Origin of the sequence: Inquilinus limosus, from assembly GCF_051487185.1 — a bacterium.
Lineage (GTDB): Bacteria > Pseudomonadota > Alphaproteobacteria > DSM-16000 > Inquilinaceae > Inquilinus > Inquilinus limosus_F.
In genome coordinates this window covers 64,633-80,476 of record NZ_JAHVDK010000011.1, presented here as the reverse complement: position 1 = coordinate 80,476, position 15,844 = coordinate 64,633, and the positions used below count along the sequence as shown (strand labels likewise).

Below are 15,844 nucleotides of genomic sequence, written 5' to 3'. Positions count from 1 at the left end.
GGTCTCCGCCCCAACCCGTTAAGAGAACACAAAGTCGGAGGCTTGAAGCTGCGATGCGGAAGTGAACCCTGTCAGGTTGATGGTGGTGTCCGCTGTGCCGTTGCCATCGGTATCGACAAGCGCCTGCCCGCCCGCGAACCGTGCCTCGCTGTTGCCGCTGGCAGTGAAAGCCGCCGACCCGAGATAGCTGAAGGTGCCGTGAAGCATATCCCAGAAGGCCAACTTATCACCCTCGGAAGAACTAAAATCTGCTATCGTATCCACACCGTTGGGATTGGGAACATACCTGAATTCATCCGCCCCCAATCCACCAGACAAATAGTCATCGTCGCGACCACCCAAAATAATATTATCTCCACTTCCTCCTCTTATCACATCACTTCCGTCATCTCCTGAAATTGACCAAAATGACGCATCCGAATCGATAATATCGTCACCGGCACCACCCTCGACAATGGTTACACCGCTTCCAGTCGTTATTCGGTCATTTCCTTCATCACCATCGATCCAGCGCGCCCCATCCTTAGCCTGAATTATATCGTCGCCGGTTCCTCCAGACAGCGTATCGAAGCCACCATCGCCGATGATAGTGTCGTTTCCACCCTCACCGCGAATATCGTTATCCCAGGCACTGCCGCTGATGACGTTTGCCAACCCATTACCGTATCCTAAAGCATTTTTCCCGGTCAGAATTAAATTTTCAACATTCTCGGCAAGCTGCCAGACACCAATTGTACACACTACAAGATCTATTCCACCGTCCTCCATTTCCAAAATTCGATCCGGAGAAGCATCATTCGAAAATATTTCGTAAATATCATTTCCGCCACCGCCAACTAGAATATCCGCCTCAAGACCACCATTTAAGATATTGTCTCCAGAGTTTCCGGTAATAGTGTTACCAAAAAGATTTCCGATTCCGTTGATATTGGCTAACCCAGTCAAGGTCAGGTCCTCAACATTGGCGCCGAGCTGATAGCTGATAGAGGCAAGGACTAGATCACGCCCCTGGTCGAAGTCCTCCTGGATCTTGTCGCCGGCCGAGTCCACATCATAGGTATCATTGCCGCCACGGCCGATCAGCACGTCGTCCCCTGCCCCGCCGGTCAGCACGTTGGCCCCCGCATTGCCGACGATAGTGTTCGCCAAAGCGTTGCCGATGCCATTCTCCGCCGTGCCGGTGAGGTTTAACTCCTCAATATTCGAGCTGAGCTGATAACTGACCGACGACCGTATCCGGTCGTAGCCTTCGTTTGCCGCCTCTTGGACCTGGTCTCCCGCTGAATCCACGTCATAGACGTCATTCCCAGCGCGGCCGATCAGAACGTCGTCGCCGGCGTTGCCGTTGAGCACGTTGTTCCCGGCATTGCCGATGATCATGTTACTCAGGGCGTTGCCGGTGCCGATCAGGTCGCCGGTGCCGCCGAGGGTCAGATCCTCGACATTGGCGCCGAGTTGCCAGCTGACCGGCGACCGCACCCGATCATGGCCCTCGCCCGCCGCCTCCACTACCGTGTCGCCGGCCGAATCGACGTCGTAGACGTCGTCGCCCGCGCCCCCGGCCATCGCGTCGTCGCCGGCGCCGCCGTTGAGGACATTGTTCCCGGCGTTACCAATGATGGTGTTGTTGAGCGCGTTGCCGAAGCCGTTGATGTCGGCTGTCCCGGCCAGCGTCAGGATCTCGACATTGGCCGCGAGCTGATGGCTGATCCAGGCGCGCACCCGGTCGGTGCCCTCGCCCGCCCGCTCCACCACCTGGTCGCCGGCCGAATCGACATCGTAGGAATCGTCGCCGAGGCCGCCGACCATGATGTCCGCACCCAGCCCCCCGACCAGCCAGTCATTGCCGTCCGCGCCATAGAGCTTGTCGTCACCGGCGAGACCGTAGATCTGGTCCGCCTCGGCGCTGCCGACGATCCTGTCGGCCGCGGCCGTGCCCGAAAATACTGGCATGAAATCCCCCTGCCATTTCAAATCCGGCGCAGCGGCCGCTGTTGTTTCGGCCCGTCCGCCCGGTGTTGCAGAACGCTCCCGATCCCGTCGCCACCGTCGGCTCGAAGAAATCTCGGCCGATGGCTGCGATCAGGAGAACACGAAGTCGGACGCTTGCAGTTGCGACGCGGTGGTCATGCCGGTCAGGTAGATGGTGATGTCTACGGTGCCGTTGCCATCCGTATCGACCAGTACATCCTCGCCCGAGAACCGCGCCTCGCTGTTGCCGCCTGCGGTGAAGGCTGCGGCCCCGCGATAGCTGAAGGTGCCGTGGAGCAAATCCTCGAAGACCAGCTTGTCCTCACCTGCCGAGGCGATGAAGTCACTGACATGATCCAGCCCATTGGCGCCGGCGTGATAGATGAACTGATCCGCGCCAGCACCGCCGACCAGCCAATCGTCGCCGGCTCCTCCGGTCAGACGATCGTCGCCAGCACCGCCTTCCAGCAGATCGAACCCGGCGTCGCCTCTGAGATCATCGTCTCCACCATTGCCATGGATCTCGCTGGACAATGGCCCGCCTTGGACCACGTCGGCCCCGGCTCCCCCCTGAACCTCAGGAAGATTGAAGCCGGTCCCCGGCAATATCAGGGTGTTGCCGCTGTCGGAGAGCCGCAGGGTCTGCACAGCGAGTTGAGTGGCATCGGACAGATCGATGAGGCCTCCATTGGTCACCTGGAGGATGGATGGATTGTTCAGCCCTTCAAACGACACCACCTTCAGGGAGTCGGCTTGGCCCGCCGTCAGCGAAACCTGTGTATATCCGCCCGCGGCGAACAGCCTCTCAATTCCGGTAATATTGACTCCGGACAGATCGATGCTAGTGCTGCCTGATGACCGCCTCAACTCAAGACCGTCATCGCCATCTCCCCCGTCGTAGCGCTCGCCGGCGACCAGATCCCCCGAACGCACGATGAAGTAGTCACCACCGGACCCGCCGAAAATCTGGTCGAGGCCCGCGCCACCGCTGATGGAGTCGTCACCAGCGCCGCCGCTGATCCAGTCATTCCCCCCCAGGCCGGAAAACGCATTGGCACCCGAATTGCCGATCAGTGTGTTGTCGAGGGAGTTTCCCAGGCCGCCGATATCCCCGGTCCCGACCATAACCAGCTCTTCGACATTGGCGCCGAGAATGTAGTTTGCTGAGGCCCGCACCCGGTCGTAGCCGGCATTGGCCCCCTCGCTCACGACGTCCTCGGTCGAGTCCACGTCGTAGGTGTCGTTCCCCGCGCCCCCGGCCATCGCGTCATTGCCGGCGCCGCCGTTGAGCACGTTGTTCCCGGCATTGCCGAGGATCGTGTTGTCCAGTGCGTTGCCGAAGCCGTTGATGTCGGCCGTGCCCGACAGGGTCAGGATCTCGATATTGGCCGCCAGCTGGTGGCTGATCGAAGCGCGCACCCGGTCAATGCCCTCGCCGGCCCGCTCCACCACCTGGTCGCCGGCCGAATCGACATCGTAGGAGTCGTCGCCGAGACCGCCGACCATGATGTCCGCGCCCAGCCCCCCGACCAGCCAGTCGTTGCCGTCGACGCCATAGAGAATGTCGTTCCCATCGAGACCGTAAATCTGGTCCGCCTCGGCGCTGCCGACGATCCTGTCGGCTGCAGCCGTGCCCGAAAATACCGGCATGAAATTCTCCCCCACCAAAATCGGCGCGCCTCGGCCGGTGTTCTCCCGGCCCTCCCGCGCCCACACCAGCTTAATCCCGGCTTCGCCCCGCTTCGCAATCCGGATTCTGCGCATTCGTGAAAAAATTCACATATCGCCGAGACGCCCCCGCCGCACCGCGGCCGTGCTAGGGTCCGCCTCGCCCGACCATCGCCCCGAGACCGCCATGGCCCGCCGCCTGCCCCCGCTCCTCGCGCTCCGCGCCTTCGAGGCCGTCGGCCGCCTCGGCAGCGTCCGCGCCGCGGGGGAGGAGCTGGCGGTCAGCCACACCGTGGTGTCGCGCCATGTCCGCAACCTGGAGCAGCGGCTGGGCGCCCGGCTGCTGCGCCCCGCCGGCCGCGGCCTGGCGCTGACGCCGGAGGGGCAGCGCTACCTGGCCCAGATCGCCCAGGCCCTGGACCTGATCGAGCGCGCCACCGCCGAGCTGTCGGCGCCCCGCCGCCGCACGCTCGCCATCTGGTGCGCCCCCGGCGTCGCCTCGCGCCGGGTGCTGCCGCGGCTGCCGGAGCTGGAGGCGCTGCTGCCGGAGCATGAGATCACCCTGCTGCCGACCCTGGCCCGGCCCGACTTCGCCCGCGATGAGGCCGATGCCGAGATCATCTACCTGGAGGCGGCCACGCCGCGCGACGGGGTGCGGGCCGAGCTCTTGTCCAGCCCGCGCGTCTTCCCGGTGGCCAGCGCCGCCTTCCGCGCCCGCCACGCCGATGTCGCGGCCCCGGCCGACCTACTGCGCCTGCCGCTGATCCACGAGGAGTCGACCGAGCAGTGGGAGCGCTGGCTGCGCCGGGCCGGGGTGCCGGATCTGCCGCCCCTGCGCGGACCGCGGCTGTGGCACGCCCATCTGGCGATCGAGGCGGCGCGGCTGGGCCAGGGCGTCGCCCTGGCCAACGCCGTGCTGGCCGGCGAGGACCTGGCCGCCGGCGGGCTGGTCGAGATGGTGCCGTCCGACATCCGCCTCGGCGGCTACTACTTCCTGTCCGAGGCGGCGCGCTGGGACGAGCCCGGCCTGGCCACGCTGCGGCAGTGGCTGCGCGAGCTGTTCGCGACGCCGAACGGCAATGGTGCATAGGATGCACCGGACGCGTTCAAACTAAGCGATTGTGCAGCGGCCCTGCCGCACCGACCTTCTAGTCACAGCCTGACCTGAGGGGATGTCCATGACCACCAATGCCGAGCTTTTTGAGCGTCGCAACGCCGCCGTCGTCCGCGGGGTCGGGCACGCCACGCCGCTCTCCGCCGCCCGGGCGCTGAACGCCGAGATCTGGGACGTCGAGGGCAAGCGCTATGTCGACTTTGCCGGCGGCATCGCGGTGGTCAACACCGGCCATTGCCATCCGAAGGTGATCGCCGCGGTGCAGGAGCAGATGGCGAAGTTCACCCACACCTGCTTCCAGGTGCTGCTGTACGAGCCGTATATCGAGCTGGCGGAAAAGCTGAACGCGCTGGCGCCGATCAGCGGCCCGCTGAAGTCGGTGTTCTTCACCACCGGCGCCGAGGCGACCGAGAATGCGGTGAAGATCGCCCGCGCCGCCACCGGCCGCAGCGGTGTGATCTCCTTCACCGGCGCCTTCCACGGCCGCACCGTCATGGCCTCGGCCATGACCGGCAAGGTGGTGCCGTACAAGAAGGGCCTGGGGCCTGTGCTGCCCGAGGTCTGGCACCTGCCCTTCCCGGTCGCCCATCACGGTGTGACCGTCGAGGATTCGCTGAAGGCGCTGAGCTTCCTGTTCAAGGCCGATGTCGACCCGTCGCGCGTCGCCGCGATCATCATCGAGCCGGTGCAGGGCGAGGGCGGCTTCTACGAGACCCCGGCCGAGCTGATGCGCGCCCTGCGCAGGATCTGCGACGAGCACGGCATCGTGCTGATCGCCGATGAGGTGCAGACCGGCTTCGGCCGCACCGGCAAGATGTTCGCGATGGAGCATTTCGACGTCGAGGCCGACCTGATCTGCGTCGCCAAGAGCCTGGCCGGCGGCTTCCCGCTGTCGGGCGTGATCGGCCGGGCGCCGATCATGGACGCGGCCGATCCGGGCGGCCTCGGCGGCACCTATGCCGGCAACCCGCTGTCCTGCGCCGCGGCGCTGGCGGTGCTGGAGGTGTTCCAGGAGGAGAGGCTGCTGGACCGCTCCAACGCCATCGGCGCTCGGATCAAGGCGCGGCTGGAGACGCTGTCGCGGCGCAACGATCTGCTGCCGATCGCGGGCATCCGCGGCCTGGGCGGCATGGTCGCCTTCGAGATCGTCAAGTCGCGCGGCACCTTCGACCCGGATGCCGACGCCACCAGGCGAGTGACGCAGAAGGCCTATGAGAACGGCCTGGTGCTGCTGTCCTGCGGCGTCAACGCCAATGTCATCCGCATCCTGGTGCCGCTGACCGCCAGCGACGCCATCGTCGACGAAGGCCTGGACGTGCTGGAGCAGGCCCTGGCGGCGGCGTAGTCGCCGGCAACGCCCACCCCCTCACCCTCCCGCCGCCAACGCGGCGGGCCCCTCCCTCTCCCCGAGGAGAGGGAAACGAGCGCCGCCCCTTCACCTCTCCTTGGGGAGAGGTCGAAATCGCGCAGCGATTTCGGGTGAGGGGGCGTGCGGCCTCGCCATCCAAGAGCATCCCGTTCCGTGACCCCCGTGAGGTCCTTATGCTGACCCTGCCCGCTCTGCCCTTGAACGACCCGACCCTGCTGAAGAGCCAGAACCTGATCGGCGGCTCCTGGATCGGCGAGGCCGTCGATCCGGTGACCAATCCGGCGACCGGCGAGACTTTGGGCCGCGTGCCCCGCTTCGGCGAGGCCGAGGCCACCGACGCCGTCGAGGCCGCCGAGGCCGCCTTCGGCCCCTGGGCCAAGAAGACCGCCAAGGAGCGCTCCGCCATCCTGCGCCGCTGGTTCGACCTGATCCTGGCGAACAAGGAGGACATCGCCCTGATCATGACCAGCGAGCAGGGCAAGCCGCTGGCCGAGGCGCGGGGCGAGGTCGACTACGCCGCCTCCTTCGTCGAGTTCTATGCCGAGGAGGCCAAGCGCATCTACGGCGAGACCATCCCGAGCCACCGCGCCGACGCCCGCATCCTGGTGCTGCGCCAGCCGGTCGGCGTGGTCGCGGCGATCACGCCCTGGAACTTCCCGGCGGCGATGATCACCCGCAAGGTCTCGCCGGCCCTGGCCGCCGGCTGCACCGCCGTGATCAAGCCGGCGCCGGAGACGCCGCTGACCGCCCTCGCCCTCGCCGAGCTCGCCGTGCGCGCCGGCGTACCGGCCGGCGTGCTGAACGTGATCACCGGCGACGCGCCGAAGATCGGCAAGGTCCTGACCGGCCACCCGGCGGTGAAGTTCGTCGGCTTCACCGGGTCGACCCAGGTCGGCAAGCTGCTGATGCGGCAGGCCGCGGACACGGTGAAGAAGGTCGGGCTGGAGCTGGGCGGCAACGCGCCCTTCATCGTCTTCGACGACGCCGATATCGACGCCGCGGTCGAGGGCGCGCTGGCCTCGAAGTTCCGCAACATGGGCCAGACCTGCGTCTGCGCCAACCGGATCTACGTCCAGGACGGGGTCTATGACGACTTCGTCGCCCGCTTCGCCGAGAAGGTGAAGGCGATGAAGGTCGGCAACGGCGTCGAGCCCGGCGTGGTCCAGGGCCCGCTGATCACGGCCGAGGCGGTGGAGAAGACCGAGCGCCACATCGCCGACGCGCTGTCCAAGGGCGCGACCGTCGTCACCGGCGGCAAGCGCCACGCCCTGGGCGGTACCTTCTTCGAGCCGACGGTGCTGTCCGGCGCCACCACCGAGATGGTGGTGACGCAGGAAGAGACCTTCGGCCCGCTGGCCCCGGTCTACCGCTTCCGCGACGAGGCGGATGTGGTGGCCCAGGCCAACGCCACGCCCTTCGGCCTCGCCGCCTATTTCTACGCCCGCGACCTGGGCCGTGTGTTCCGGGTGGCGGAGGCGCTGGACTACGGCATCGTCGGCGTCAATGCCGGCATCGTCGCCACCGAGGTGGCGCCCTTCGGCGGGGTCAAGGAATCCGGCCTCGGCCGCGAGGGCTCGCATCACGGCATCGAGGAGTTCGTGGAGCTGAAATACGTCCTGCTCGCCGGGATGGGCGGGTAGGGCCGACAAGCTCGCGATGGCGGTTCGAGGAGAGAACCGTCATTGCGAGGAGGCGAAGCCGACGAAGCAATCCAGGGGCCACGCCAAACGGCTCTGGATTGCTTCGCTGCGCTCGCAATGACGATCCTTTCGCTAGCCGCCAATGCAGAACGAGGCGGGAGGGCCGCCGGCCCTCCCCTCTTCGTCAGAACCGCCCCATCGTGTGCGGCTCCATCACCGCCATGGTGAAGCGGACCGGCCGCGCGCCCTTGCAGGCATAGGTGTGCGGCCGGTCGCTGCGCAGCAGGGCCGAGGTGCCGGCCGGCACCTCGTGCGGACGGCCTTCGACCTCGAGGACCAGCGTGCCGGCCGTGACGTGTAGCAGCTCGCGCGTGCCGGCCGGGTGCGGGTCCGAGACATGCCGCTCCTTCGGCTTCAGCTCCCAGCTCCACAGCTCCAGCATGTCCGGCCCGTCGCTGCCCACCAGCAGCACCGCGCGGCCGCCCTCCGGCCCGGCCCAGAGCCGCGCCGCCTCCTCCGGCCCGACCAGCCGCACCACCTGCTCTCCGCCCAGATCCACCAGCTGCGCCACCGAGACGCCGAGGGCCGCGGCCACCCGGCACAGCGTCGCGATCGAGGGGTTGGAGCGGGCGTTCTCGATCTGCACCAGCATGCCCTTGCTGACGCCGGAGACCCGGGCGAGCCCGTCCAGCGACAGCCGCCGCGCCCGCCGCAGCTCGGCGACATGACGCGCCACCGCCGCCGCGGTCGCCGCCTCGGCATCATCGGTCAGTATATTGACCTGTTCGGTCATCATGCCCTATTCATCAAAGTGATCTTTCTGGTCATTTTAGCGAACCGAGCCGATGCTGTCCTCCCCGCCCGTCGTCGATCCCGCCATCCGGGCGCTGCGCCCCGACTTCGTCGCGCTGAGCCTGGTGGCGCGCGGCGCCCGCAACAGCCCGAGCGACGCCGACAGCGCGGCCCGGCTGGCCGAGGCGTGCCGGGCCGCGGCGGATGGGCCGGGCTGGGCGGCGGCGCATCTGGAGGCCTGGCGCGAGGCCTATCGCGGCTTCGGCGCCAAGCCGCAGCGCACCCCCTGCTCGGCCGAGGCGCTGCGCAAGCGGGCCCAGCGCGACGGCGGGCTGCCGCCGATCAACCGGCTGGTCGATCTCTACAACGCGCTGAGCGTGCGCTGGGCCGTGCCGATCGGCGGCGAGGACCTGGCCGCTTATGAGGGGCCGCCGCGGCTGGTGCGGGCCGCGGGCGACGAGATCTTCGAGACCCTGTCGAACGGCGAGCCCGCGGTCGAGCATCCGGAGCCGGGCGAGGTGATCTGGCGCGATGACCGCGGCGTCACCTGCCGGCGCTGGAACTGGCGCCAGGGCCCGCGCACCCGCCTCGACCTGCCAACCACCGAGATGTGGTTCGTGATCGAGCGGCTGGAGCCGATGCCGATCGAGGCGCTGGAGGCGATCGGCCGCGAGCTGGCCGACGGCATCCGCGCGATCGCCCCGGACGCCCGGATCGAAACCACGCCGCTGAGTCCCTGAGCCGGGCGGCCCGAGGCAGGTCGCGCGCATCGCGCCTCCCCTCTCCCCAGCGACGCCGGGGCATCACGACGGTCCGGCCGATGCCGGGCCGCTTACAGCATGCGGCGTTTCGGCCGCGGCCGTTAGATCCAGATGCGGGTGATCGATGGTGCCAGATCGGGCCTGCGACGTCCGGATCGGCACGGCATCGCCGGGCGCCCCCGATGCGGCCATCCGTACCGGCATTTCGCCGTGAGCCTAAGCCAACAGGCTGCCATTTGCCCCAGACAGCCTTTCACCTTGACGGCCGTTTCCCGTAAGCTCGGCTTTGAAGGCATTGCGTCGAAATATGCGAGCATCCGCGCGGCATGCTTCGGCTTGAGCTCTCGCGGTCGCAGATCCTGGGTTTCAGGCGGCGGATCGGCTCGCTCGACGAACGCCTGCCCGAGGGGACAGAATCACTCCGCCGGGCAGCATGGGCCGGGTTGCAGGACTCCATGCCGCGCGCCGCTCTGCTGTCGATCCATGCGCGAGTTGAGGGCGCAGGCCCGACAACCTGGGAGCACCCGTCCTTGGTCCAGCTTTGGGGCCCGCGGTTCAGCGCCTATGTCGTGGCCGCCAGGGACCTCCCCGTATTCTCGCTCGGGCGGCTGCCGGAGGACGCCCGTGGCCGCGCGAGGGCGCATGACACCGCGTCCCAGCTGCAGGCATTCCTCAACGGCCGACGGATGCCGTTCGGCCAAGCCGGCCGCGAGATGGGCGTGCATCCAAACAGCCTCCGGTACGCTGCGCCGACGGGCACGGTCCTCCTGCGCTGGGACGGCGCGCGCCAGCCTGTCGTCTGGACCGGGCCGACGCCCGACATGGACCCGCGGCATGCGCGGCTCGAACTCGTGCGCCGCTATCTCCACGTCTTCGGTCCGGCGACGGCACTGTCGTTCGCGCGCTGGGCCGGGACACGGCCCGCGGACGCGCACTCGGCGTGGGAGGCGCTCGATGGTGCGCTGACGCCGGTGCGTACGCCGGTCGGCGAAGCCTGGATCCTCGCCGAGGACGAGACAGCGTTTCGGACCCAGTCCGGGCCTGCTGCGCCCGCACGGCTCGTCCCCAGCGGAGATGCGTACTACCTCCTGTGGGGAGCCGATCGAATGCTCCTCGTGCCCGACGCCAAGCGGCGGGCCGCCCTGTGGACGACCCGCGTGTGGCCTGGCGCGCTGCTCGTGAACGGGGAGATCGCCGGTGTTTGGCGCCGATCGGCGGGCGAGGTCTCGATTGAGGCGTGGCGCCGCCTCTCCTCTGCCGAACGGGAGGCGGTGGAAGCCGAAGCGGTGGCTCTGCCGCTGTCGAGTCTGAACGGTCCGATTGCGGTCCGCTGGATTTGATATCTCTAGGAATGACTGGCCAAAGTGGGTTTGGGAATTGCGGTGACGGCGCATTCAGACGTCCAGTGACCGCTTGCCGCCCTTGCCGACCATCACCGGCGCTCGCGGCGGACGGTCCGATACCGTCGAGCCAAGCCTCCTCATCTCCCCGGCACGGTATCCAGAACCGTCATGGCGAGCCCCGCAGGGGCGTGGCCATCCAGCAGGTACGGCCCTTGAACCTGCGACTAGGTTCGACCGAGGCGCGGTTTCGCTTGACTTTATGTTCCTGTTTTGTTCTAATACAGAGATGGTCGATACCGCCACCAGTGCCGAGACATCCGCCGCCGAACCGGCCACGGGGCCGGACGCCCGCGATGTCGCGGCGCTGGATGAGATGCGGGACCTCGCCCTGGGGCTGGCCCGCGCCTTCCAGGCCCAGGGCGTCGCCGCCCTCCAGGCCGGCGATCTCGACCGCGCCGCCAATGCCGAGGCTGGCTTCAGCCGCCTGTTCCTCGGCATCCGCCGCGCCGTCGCGCTGAAGGCCAAGCTGCGGGAGCAGCGCGAGGAGACGCTGCGCGCGGCCGAGGACCGCCGGAACCGGCGGCAGGAGGAGAAGGACGACCGGCGCCAGGCCGTCGCCCAGCGCGTCTCCCGCGCCATCGCCACCGAAAAGCCCGAGGCGCAGGAGCGGCTGACCACCGAGCTCTGGACCCGCTTGGTCGAGGACGAGCGCATCGACGCCGACCTCGCCGACACCGTCCTGCCGCTCGAGACCCTGATCCTGCGCCTGGGCCGCGACATCGGCCTGTCCCGCCGCGCCCTCGCCGCCGGCCTTGACCCCGACCGGGCCAAAGCCGATCGGGCCGGTCCGCAGGGAGCAGCAGGCGGCTCGGCCGCCGGGCCGACAGCCTGGGTCTTCCCGCCGCCGCCCGGGCCGCCGGAGCCGTCCGCCGCCGGACGCTATCGCTGCATCCCCGCCGCCGATCTCGGCCTCCCGGGGGACGAAGCCTACCTGGTCAACATCGACACCGGCGAGGTCTTCGACGACGACGACAACGTCGTCATGAGACTGCCCCCCGAGCCGCCTCCCGGCCGACCGGCGGCGGCCGAGCCCGGCGACACCGGCCCGCCCGCGGCCGCATCGCCGCCCGATCCGGGGCCGCCGAACCCCGAAGACCGCGGCCGCCGCCAGGCCGGCGGGGAATGGACCGCGATGCAGATCATCGCCCGCAGCCTGGGCCGGTACGGCTGACACCCCGCGTCAGCCGGCCATCGGCGCTGGCCGCGGATGGGCCGGAGCCCCCCTCCCGAAATCGCTGACACGATTTCGACCTCTCCCGCCGTCAGGCGGCCAAAATTCCTTTATTTCTGCGACTTTCCGGCCTGATCGGAGAATCCGGTCCACATATTCGGTCCACAGTTCGAACCGGCTTACGCCAGGACTAGCGATGCCATGCCGGGGCGGTGGCCGGCATGAGCGAGGCCTATCGGACTTAACGGACGGTCAGGCCGCGGAAAGCGTAACGTCGAGTTGCAACGCATCAAAGAAACAGACAACGCAGCCGGCCTCGGCCCGGTCGATCAAGCCGGCCTCGATCAGGGCTCGGATATCGCGCTCGACGGCCCTTACGTCGCGCCCGACCCGGCGAGCAACATCCCGCACCGGGAGCGGTCCCCGGCCGAGCATGGCTTGCATGAGGGCCCAGCGTTGCGGCGTAAGCACGCGGTGCAGCAGATCGAATGAAGCGAAGTCGATCCGTGCGCCTTGCACCCGGCCCTGGAATGCGTCGGCAAGACGCGCCTTGGTTTCCTCGATTGAAGCTACGCCGATCGTGACAGTGGTGAAGGCGGTTTTCCCATCCAAGCGGTGACGTTGGTCCTGGTAATATATCAGGCGGCGGAACCGTCGTCGCGTCACTCGCCGGTCGGCTTCACAATTGGATTTTACGCGGAAAGCCGGCGCGGGACGAAAAAGCACTGCGACACGTTCACTTTCGAGCCTGAGCGCGCGTCGCAGCCCTCGGCTGCCTGGAGCCAGCGGCTCTTGCAGATTATGGCCGGGCCGACGAACAGCAGCCGGCCAGGGATGCGGCGTGATCGACAGGCAGGGAAGCGCCTGACCAGCGTCCCAATGATGACGATGCCCCGCCGCTGCCCGGCGACAGGCCGGCGCTGGCGCTCGCGACTTGTCCGCGCGGTGCGTCCCTGCGCGGTCAACACTGCCACTCAAGCTGCCTTGTGGTACATTGAGCGGAAGTTAGTCAGTTACCTGGATTTCAATCATGAATTTTTGGATTGCACGCGCTATGGGCGGTGCTGTTGTTGCCGCTGCGGCCTGCCTCGCTCTGGCGACCCTTCCCGCTCGCGCCGCCGGGCAGATCATTCGGAAAGGCTGCCTTGCGGAAGTCAAAGTCTCTGACCTACGCGATGAAAGCATCGATCGATATGTGTTTCTGTTTGCAACATTAACGAAATGAAAGCCGCACCGGATCGCGCGGCAACCAAGATCATTTGCAAATCGATTCGATCAGCCTCATCGGTAAATAATCCTCGGGAAAATACTATGTTTCGCTACTGTGTCCTCGATGCCGGCCTCGGCGAAAGGGATCGGCTTGGAAACCGGGGCCGCTTCCGACCCGGTTTTCGCAACCGGACGGCCACCGAGATCCATCAACCCCGCCTCGCGCTGCGCTGCCATCAGCTCGCCGATTTGTCGCTCGGCCCCCGTCCGGATCTCGGCCGGATCGGCTTCCACCTGCCGGTTGCGCTGCCAGAAACCAGACCCGGAATGACCTAGTATCTAGGCAACGAATATGGAGCGAATTGAATGAGCACGAAGCTGGCGATCATCGCCGCGGCGGTCGTCGCTGGCGTAGTCGCGGGCGTCGTCGGCGCCGCCGTCTATATCGGCGGCTCTAGCTGGCTCGCGAGCCGTGAGGCGGCCCAGGAGAAGGCGCGGCAAGCGGCGCTCTACGAAGCGACGCATTGCACATACAATCCGACGAACCGGACGCAGGCCGACGACTGCTTTAGCTCGGCGGCGAGGTTCATCACTCACGGGACCGAGACAGGCATCAAGCTCGCCGAATTCCAGCTACAGTGGGGATTGCGCTACCGCGGCGAGACCACCTGGAAGCCCGAACAGATCGGCAGGCTTAGCGTCGCGATCGCAAAGGCAAAGTATCCGAGCATCCGGATTGATTCTTTCGACCCGGTCCGCTTGGCCGTCCGTTGGACGATGACGAAGACCGCGACCGACGAAACTTGCACGACCAAGCCGACATCCGAGGCCCAGGCCCTGGCCTGCTTTGCGGCGGCACGCCAGCTTGCCGATACCGCGAAGGCCGATCCCGCGCCGATTGCGCGGGAACGGACAGCGTCCGCCCGCGCCAAGCTCGATTTTGCGACCGGCTTCGGCCGTCCGGCATCTGCGCTCGGGCTGCCGGACGACTTCCTAGTTCGTCTAGTCGGTGATCTCAACCAGATCGAAACGGGCCGGCGCTAATGCAGCAGCCGGTACGGCGGGAGACGGGCGGTGACGTAGGAGTGGGTGCTGTTGGCGCAGCACCCACCCATTTGATCGCTTATGGCATCACTCCATGCCGCCCACGCTGCGCCGCGCCCGGGATGGCAGAGTGAGTTCGCCGGTATCAGAGCCCTTTTTGAAATAGGCTGGCGTGAGTCGGCTGGCGGTGGTTTCGAGAACCGGAGCGCAGCGGACGTTATAGTCCGTGAGCACCGGAAGCTTCGAGTCCGCCGTCAGACGGCCGCGCCTGGTGCATTTCCAAAAGGCTCTAGATCCACCCGCCGTCCACCACATACATCTGGCTGGTGCACATGCGGGCGTCGTCCGAAGCGAGGAAGGCGACCATGCGGGCGATGTCGTCCGGCTCGACGAAGCCCTTGATGCATTGCGACGCCATGATCCGCTCGACATATTCCGGCGTGTACCACAGCTTCACCTGCCGCTCGGTCCGGACCGCGCCGGGCAGCACGCAGTTGACCCGGATGCCCTCGGCCCCGAGGTCGCGCGCCAGGCTGCGGGTCAGCCCCTCGATCGCCGCCTTGGCCGTGGTGTAGGCCGGCATGCCGCCCATCCCGGCGCGCCAGGAGATCGAGCCGAAATTGATCACCGAGCCGCCGCCGGCGTCGCGCATCCCGGGCCGCACCGCCTGGGCCATGAAGAACTGGTGCTTCAGGTTCACCGCCAGCCGGTCGTCCCAGTACTCCGGCGTCACCTCGTCGATGCTGTGGCGCTGGTCGTGGCCGGCGTTGTTCACCAGCACCCGGATCGGGCCGACCGCCGCCTCCGCCGCCCGCACCATGGCGCGCAGCGCGTCGATGTCGCGCAGGTCGCAGGGCAGGAAGGCCGGGGCCGGCAGCCCCTCGCCCGCCAGGCGCTCGATCAGGGCCTGCGACGACTCCGCATCGATGTCGCAGAACACGACCCGGCTGTTCTGGCGCACGAAATGCTCGACCAGGGCGGCGCCGATGCCGGAGCCGCCGCCGGTGATCAGCACGGCCCGGTTCTGCAGGCTGGGATAGAGGGTGATATCGGTCATGATGCGCCCGAATGAGAAGGGGAGAATCAGGTCAGTCGCGGACCAGCGTCAGCCGGCGTTCGAACAGCTCCAGCACCTCGGCCAGGGTGCGGCCGCGGCGAAGCCGGTGCTTGCCCTCGTAGACGCAGTATTCCGTGCCCTGCGTGCCCATCACCTTGGCGATGCCGTAGAGCGGCCGGTCCTGGCTGTGGCGGAACACGCTGAACACGGCGATGCCGACGCCGTGGTCGATCGCGTAGTCGCGCCATTCGCCGGCGGCGACGCGGTCGAAATAGAGGCTGAGGAGCTGGCCGAGCTCGCCGCGGTTGAAATAGACGCGCCCGCGGCGGCGCCGTATCTGCGAGAGATCGAGAACCTGCGACATGCGCCGGACGAGAAGCCTCGACACAGTTGAGTCGGTCTGCCGAGTGTCGGCCGAATCCGGTCGCGCGTCCAGCCGCCGCGCGTTGCTGTTGATAGGTCCGATCGTTTCTCTTTTGCCTCTCCCGCGTGGCGGGAGAGGTCGGGCTCGCGTAGCGAGACCGGGTGAGGGCTGGCACTGACCTCGACAAACTCCCTCACCCGGAGCCGCTTCGCGTCTCCGACCTCTCCCGCAAGCGGGAGAGGCAATGCGTAAGATGAATGCCGGTTCGGGTTGACTGCCCT

Annotated in this window: 15 protein-coding genes; 9 read left to right on the top strand and 6 right to left on the bottom strand. The window is 67.3% G+C overall.

Features of this window, described 5'->3' with window-relative positions; all coding sequences use genetic code 11:
- Nucleotides 1–18 precede the first annotated feature (18 nt).
- Nucleotides 19–1,953: a calcium-binding protein gene (locus KXR53_RS14470; RefSeq protein ID WP_437375882.1), complete on the bottom strand. Its 1,935-nt coding sequence runs from the start codon at nt 1,951–1,953 to the stop codon at nt 19–21.
- 129 nt (nt 1,954–2,082) lie between these two features.
- Nucleotides 2,083–3,735: a calcium-binding protein gene (locus tag KXR53_RS14465; RefSeq protein WP_437375881.1), complete on the bottom strand. Its 1,653-nt coding sequence runs from the start codon at nt 3,733–3,735 to the stop codon at nt 2,083–2,085.
- A gap of 91 nt (nt 3,736–3,826) precedes the next feature.
- Here KXR53_RS14465 and KXR53_RS14460 point away from each other — a divergent pair, with 91 nt between their 5' ends.
- The 3 genes from KXR53_RS14460 to KXR53_RS14450 all read left to right on the top strand — a co-directional run bounded on the left by KXR53_RS14460 (nt 3,827) and on the right by KXR53_RS14450 (nt 7,762).
- Nucleotides 3,827–4,729: a LysR substrate-binding domain-containing protein gene (locus KXR53_RS14460; RefSeq protein WP_437375880.1), complete on the top strand. Its 903-nt coding sequence runs from the start codon at nt 3,827–3,829 to the stop codon at nt 4,727–4,729.
- An 88-nt stretch (nt 4,730–4,817) separates the two neighbouring features.
- Entirely contained in the window at nt 4,818–6,098 is a 1,281-nt protein-coding gene (gene gabT, locus KXR53_RS14455; RefSeq protein ID WP_437375879.1) for a 4-aminobutyrate--2-oxoglutarate transaminase, read from the top strand.
- A 197-nt stretch (nt 6,099–6,295) separates the two neighbouring features.
- The gene (locus tag KXR53_RS14450; protein WP_437375878.1) at nt 6,296–7,762 is read left to right on the top strand and encodes an NAD-dependent succinate-semialdehyde dehydrogenase; all 1,467 of its coding nucleotides are present in this window, start codon (nt 6,296–6,298) and stop codon (nt 7,760–7,762) included.
- Between the two features lie 184 nt (nt 7,763–7,946).
- Here the strand turns inward: KXR53_RS14450 and KXR53_RS14445 are convergent, their stop codons facing one another.
- A complete protein-coding gene (locus KXR53_RS14445; RefSeq protein WP_437375877.1) occupies nt 7,947–8,558 on the bottom strand; it encodes a helix-turn-helix domain-containing protein in 612 nt (203 codons plus the stop codon).
- Between the two features lie 49 nt (nt 8,559–8,607).
- Between KXR53_RS14445 and KXR53_RS14440 the strand changes: the two genes are divergently transcribed.
- From KXR53_RS14440 to KXR53_RS14430, 3 genes are all read left to right on the top strand, one after another.
- The gene (locus KXR53_RS14440) at nt 8,608–9,294 is read left to right on the top strand and encodes a B3/B4 domain-containing protein (RefSeq protein ID WP_437375876.1); all 687 of its coding nucleotides are present in this window, start codon (nt 8,608–8,610) and stop codon (nt 9,292–9,294) included.
- A 347-nt stretch (nt 9,295–9,641) separates the two neighbouring features.
- Nucleotides 9,642–10,655, top strand: coding sequence for a DNA glycosylase AlkZ-like family protein (locus KXR53_RS14435; RefSeq protein ID WP_437375875.1), 1,014 nt, complete (start codon nt 9,642–9,644; stop codon nt 10,653–10,655).
- Nucleotides 10,656–10,944: 289 nt separating this feature from the next.
- Complete coding sequence (locus tag KXR53_RS14430) at nt 10,945–11,889, top strand: hypothetical protein (protein ID WP_437375874.1); 945 nt, start codon at nt 10,945–10,947, stop codon at nt 11,887–11,889.
- Between the two features lie 252 nt (nt 11,890–12,141).
- Here KXR53_RS14430 and KXR53_RS14425 read toward each other — a convergent pair whose 3' ends face one another.
- Complete coding sequence (locus KXR53_RS14425) at nt 12,142–12,501, bottom strand: HVO_A0114 family putative DNA-binding protein (protein WP_437375873.1); 360 nt, start codon at nt 12,499–12,501, stop codon at nt 12,142–12,144.
- Between the two features lie 418 nt (nt 12,502–12,919).
- Here KXR53_RS14425 and KXR53_RS14420 point away from each other — a divergent pair, with 418 nt between their 5' ends.
- The 3 genes from KXR53_RS14420 to KXR53_RS14410 all read left to right on the top strand — a co-directional run bounded on the left by KXR53_RS14420 (nt 12,920) and on the right by KXR53_RS14410 (nt 14,142).
- The gene (locus tag KXR53_RS14420; RefSeq protein ID WP_437375872.1) at nt 12,920–13,114 is read left to right on the top strand and encodes a hypothetical protein; all 195 of its coding nucleotides are present in this window, start codon (nt 12,920–12,922) and stop codon (nt 13,112–13,114) included.
- Between the two features lie 86 nt (nt 13,115–13,200).
- Nucleotides 13,201–13,434 (top strand): hypothetical protein, encoded by a 234-nt coding sequence (locus tag KXR53_RS14415; RefSeq protein ID WP_437375871.1) that lies wholly within the window; start codon nt 13,201–13,203, stop codon nt 13,432–13,434.
- Nucleotides 13,435–13,464: 30 nt separating this feature from the next.
- Nucleotides 13,465–14,142, top strand: coding sequence for a hypothetical protein (locus KXR53_RS14410; RefSeq protein ID WP_437375870.1), 678 nt, complete (start codon nt 13,465–13,467; stop codon nt 14,140–14,142).
- A 289-nt stretch (nt 14,143–14,431) separates the two neighbouring features.
- Here KXR53_RS14410 and KXR53_RS14405 read toward each other — a convergent pair whose 3' ends face one another.
- Nucleotides 14,432–15,199 (bottom strand): SDR family NAD(P)-dependent oxidoreductase, encoded by a 768-nt coding sequence (locus KXR53_RS14405; RefSeq protein ID WP_437375869.1) that lies wholly within the window; start codon nt 15,197–15,199, stop codon nt 14,432–14,434.
- 31 nt (nt 15,200–15,230) lie between these two features.
- Nucleotides 15,231–15,563 (bottom strand): DUF2794 domain-containing protein, encoded by a 333-nt coding sequence (locus KXR53_RS14400; protein ID WP_437375868.1) that lies wholly within the window; start codon nt 15,561–15,563, stop codon nt 15,231–15,233.
- Nucleotides 15,564–15,844: the final 281 nt, after the last annotated feature.

Excerpts from the sequence above, each read along its gene's own strand:
- KXR53_RS14470 (WP_437375882.1), bottom strand. The coding sequence starts at position 1,953 with ATGCCAGTATTTTCGGGCACGGCCGCGGCCGACAGGATCGTCGGCAGC.
- KXR53_RS14465 (WP_437375881.1), bottom strand. The coding sequence starts at position 3,735 with ATGCGCAGAATCCGGATTGCGAAGCGGGGCGAAGCCGGGATTAAGCTG.
- KXR53_RS14460 (WP_437375880.1), top strand. The coding sequence starts at position 3,827 with ATGGCCCGCCGCCTGCCCCCGCTCCTCGCGCTCCGCGCCTTCGAGGCC.
- gabT (WP_437375879.1), top strand. The coding sequence starts at position 4,818 with ATGACCACCAATGCCGAGCTTTTTGAGCGTCGCAACGCCGCCGTCGTC.
- KXR53_RS14450 (WP_437375878.1), top strand. The coding sequence starts at position 6,296 with ATGCTGACCCTGCCCGCTCTGCCCTTGAACGACCCGACCCTGCTGAAG.
- KXR53_RS14445 (WP_437375877.1), bottom strand. The coding sequence starts at position 8,558 with ATGATGACCGAACAGGTCAATATACTGACCGATGATGCCGAGGCGGCG.
- KXR53_RS14440 (WP_437375876.1), top strand. The coding sequence starts at position 8,608 with ATGCTGTCCTCCCCGCCCGTCGTCGATCCCGCCATCCGGGCGCTGCGC.
- KXR53_RS14435 (WP_437375875.1), top strand. The coding sequence starts at position 9,642 with ATGCTTCGGCTTGAGCTCTCGCGGTCGCAGATCCTGGGTTTCAGGCGG.
- KXR53_RS14430 (WP_437375874.1), top strand. The coding sequence starts at position 10,945 with ATGGTCGATACCGCCACCAGTGCCGAGACATCCGCCGCCGAACCGGCC.
- KXR53_RS14420 (WP_437375872.1), top strand. The coding sequence starts at position 12,920 with ATGAATTTTTGGATTGCACGCGCTATGGGCGGTGCTGTTGTTGCCGCT.
- KXR53_RS14415 (WP_437375871.1), top strand. The coding sequence starts at position 13,201 with ATGTTTCGCTACTGTGTCCTCGATGCCGGCCTCGGCGAAAGGGATCGG.
- KXR53_RS14410 (WP_437375870.1), top strand. The coding sequence starts at position 13,465 with ATGAGCACGAAGCTGGCGATCATCGCCGCGGCGGTCGTCGCTGGCGTA.
- KXR53_RS14405 (WP_437375869.1), bottom strand. The coding sequence starts at position 15,199 with ATGACCGATATCACCCTCTATCCCAGCCTGCAGAACCGGGCCGTGCTG.
- KXR53_RS14400 (WP_437375868.1), bottom strand. The coding sequence starts at position 15,563 with ATGTCGCAGGTTCTCGATCTCTCGCAGATACGGCGCCGCCGCGGGCGC.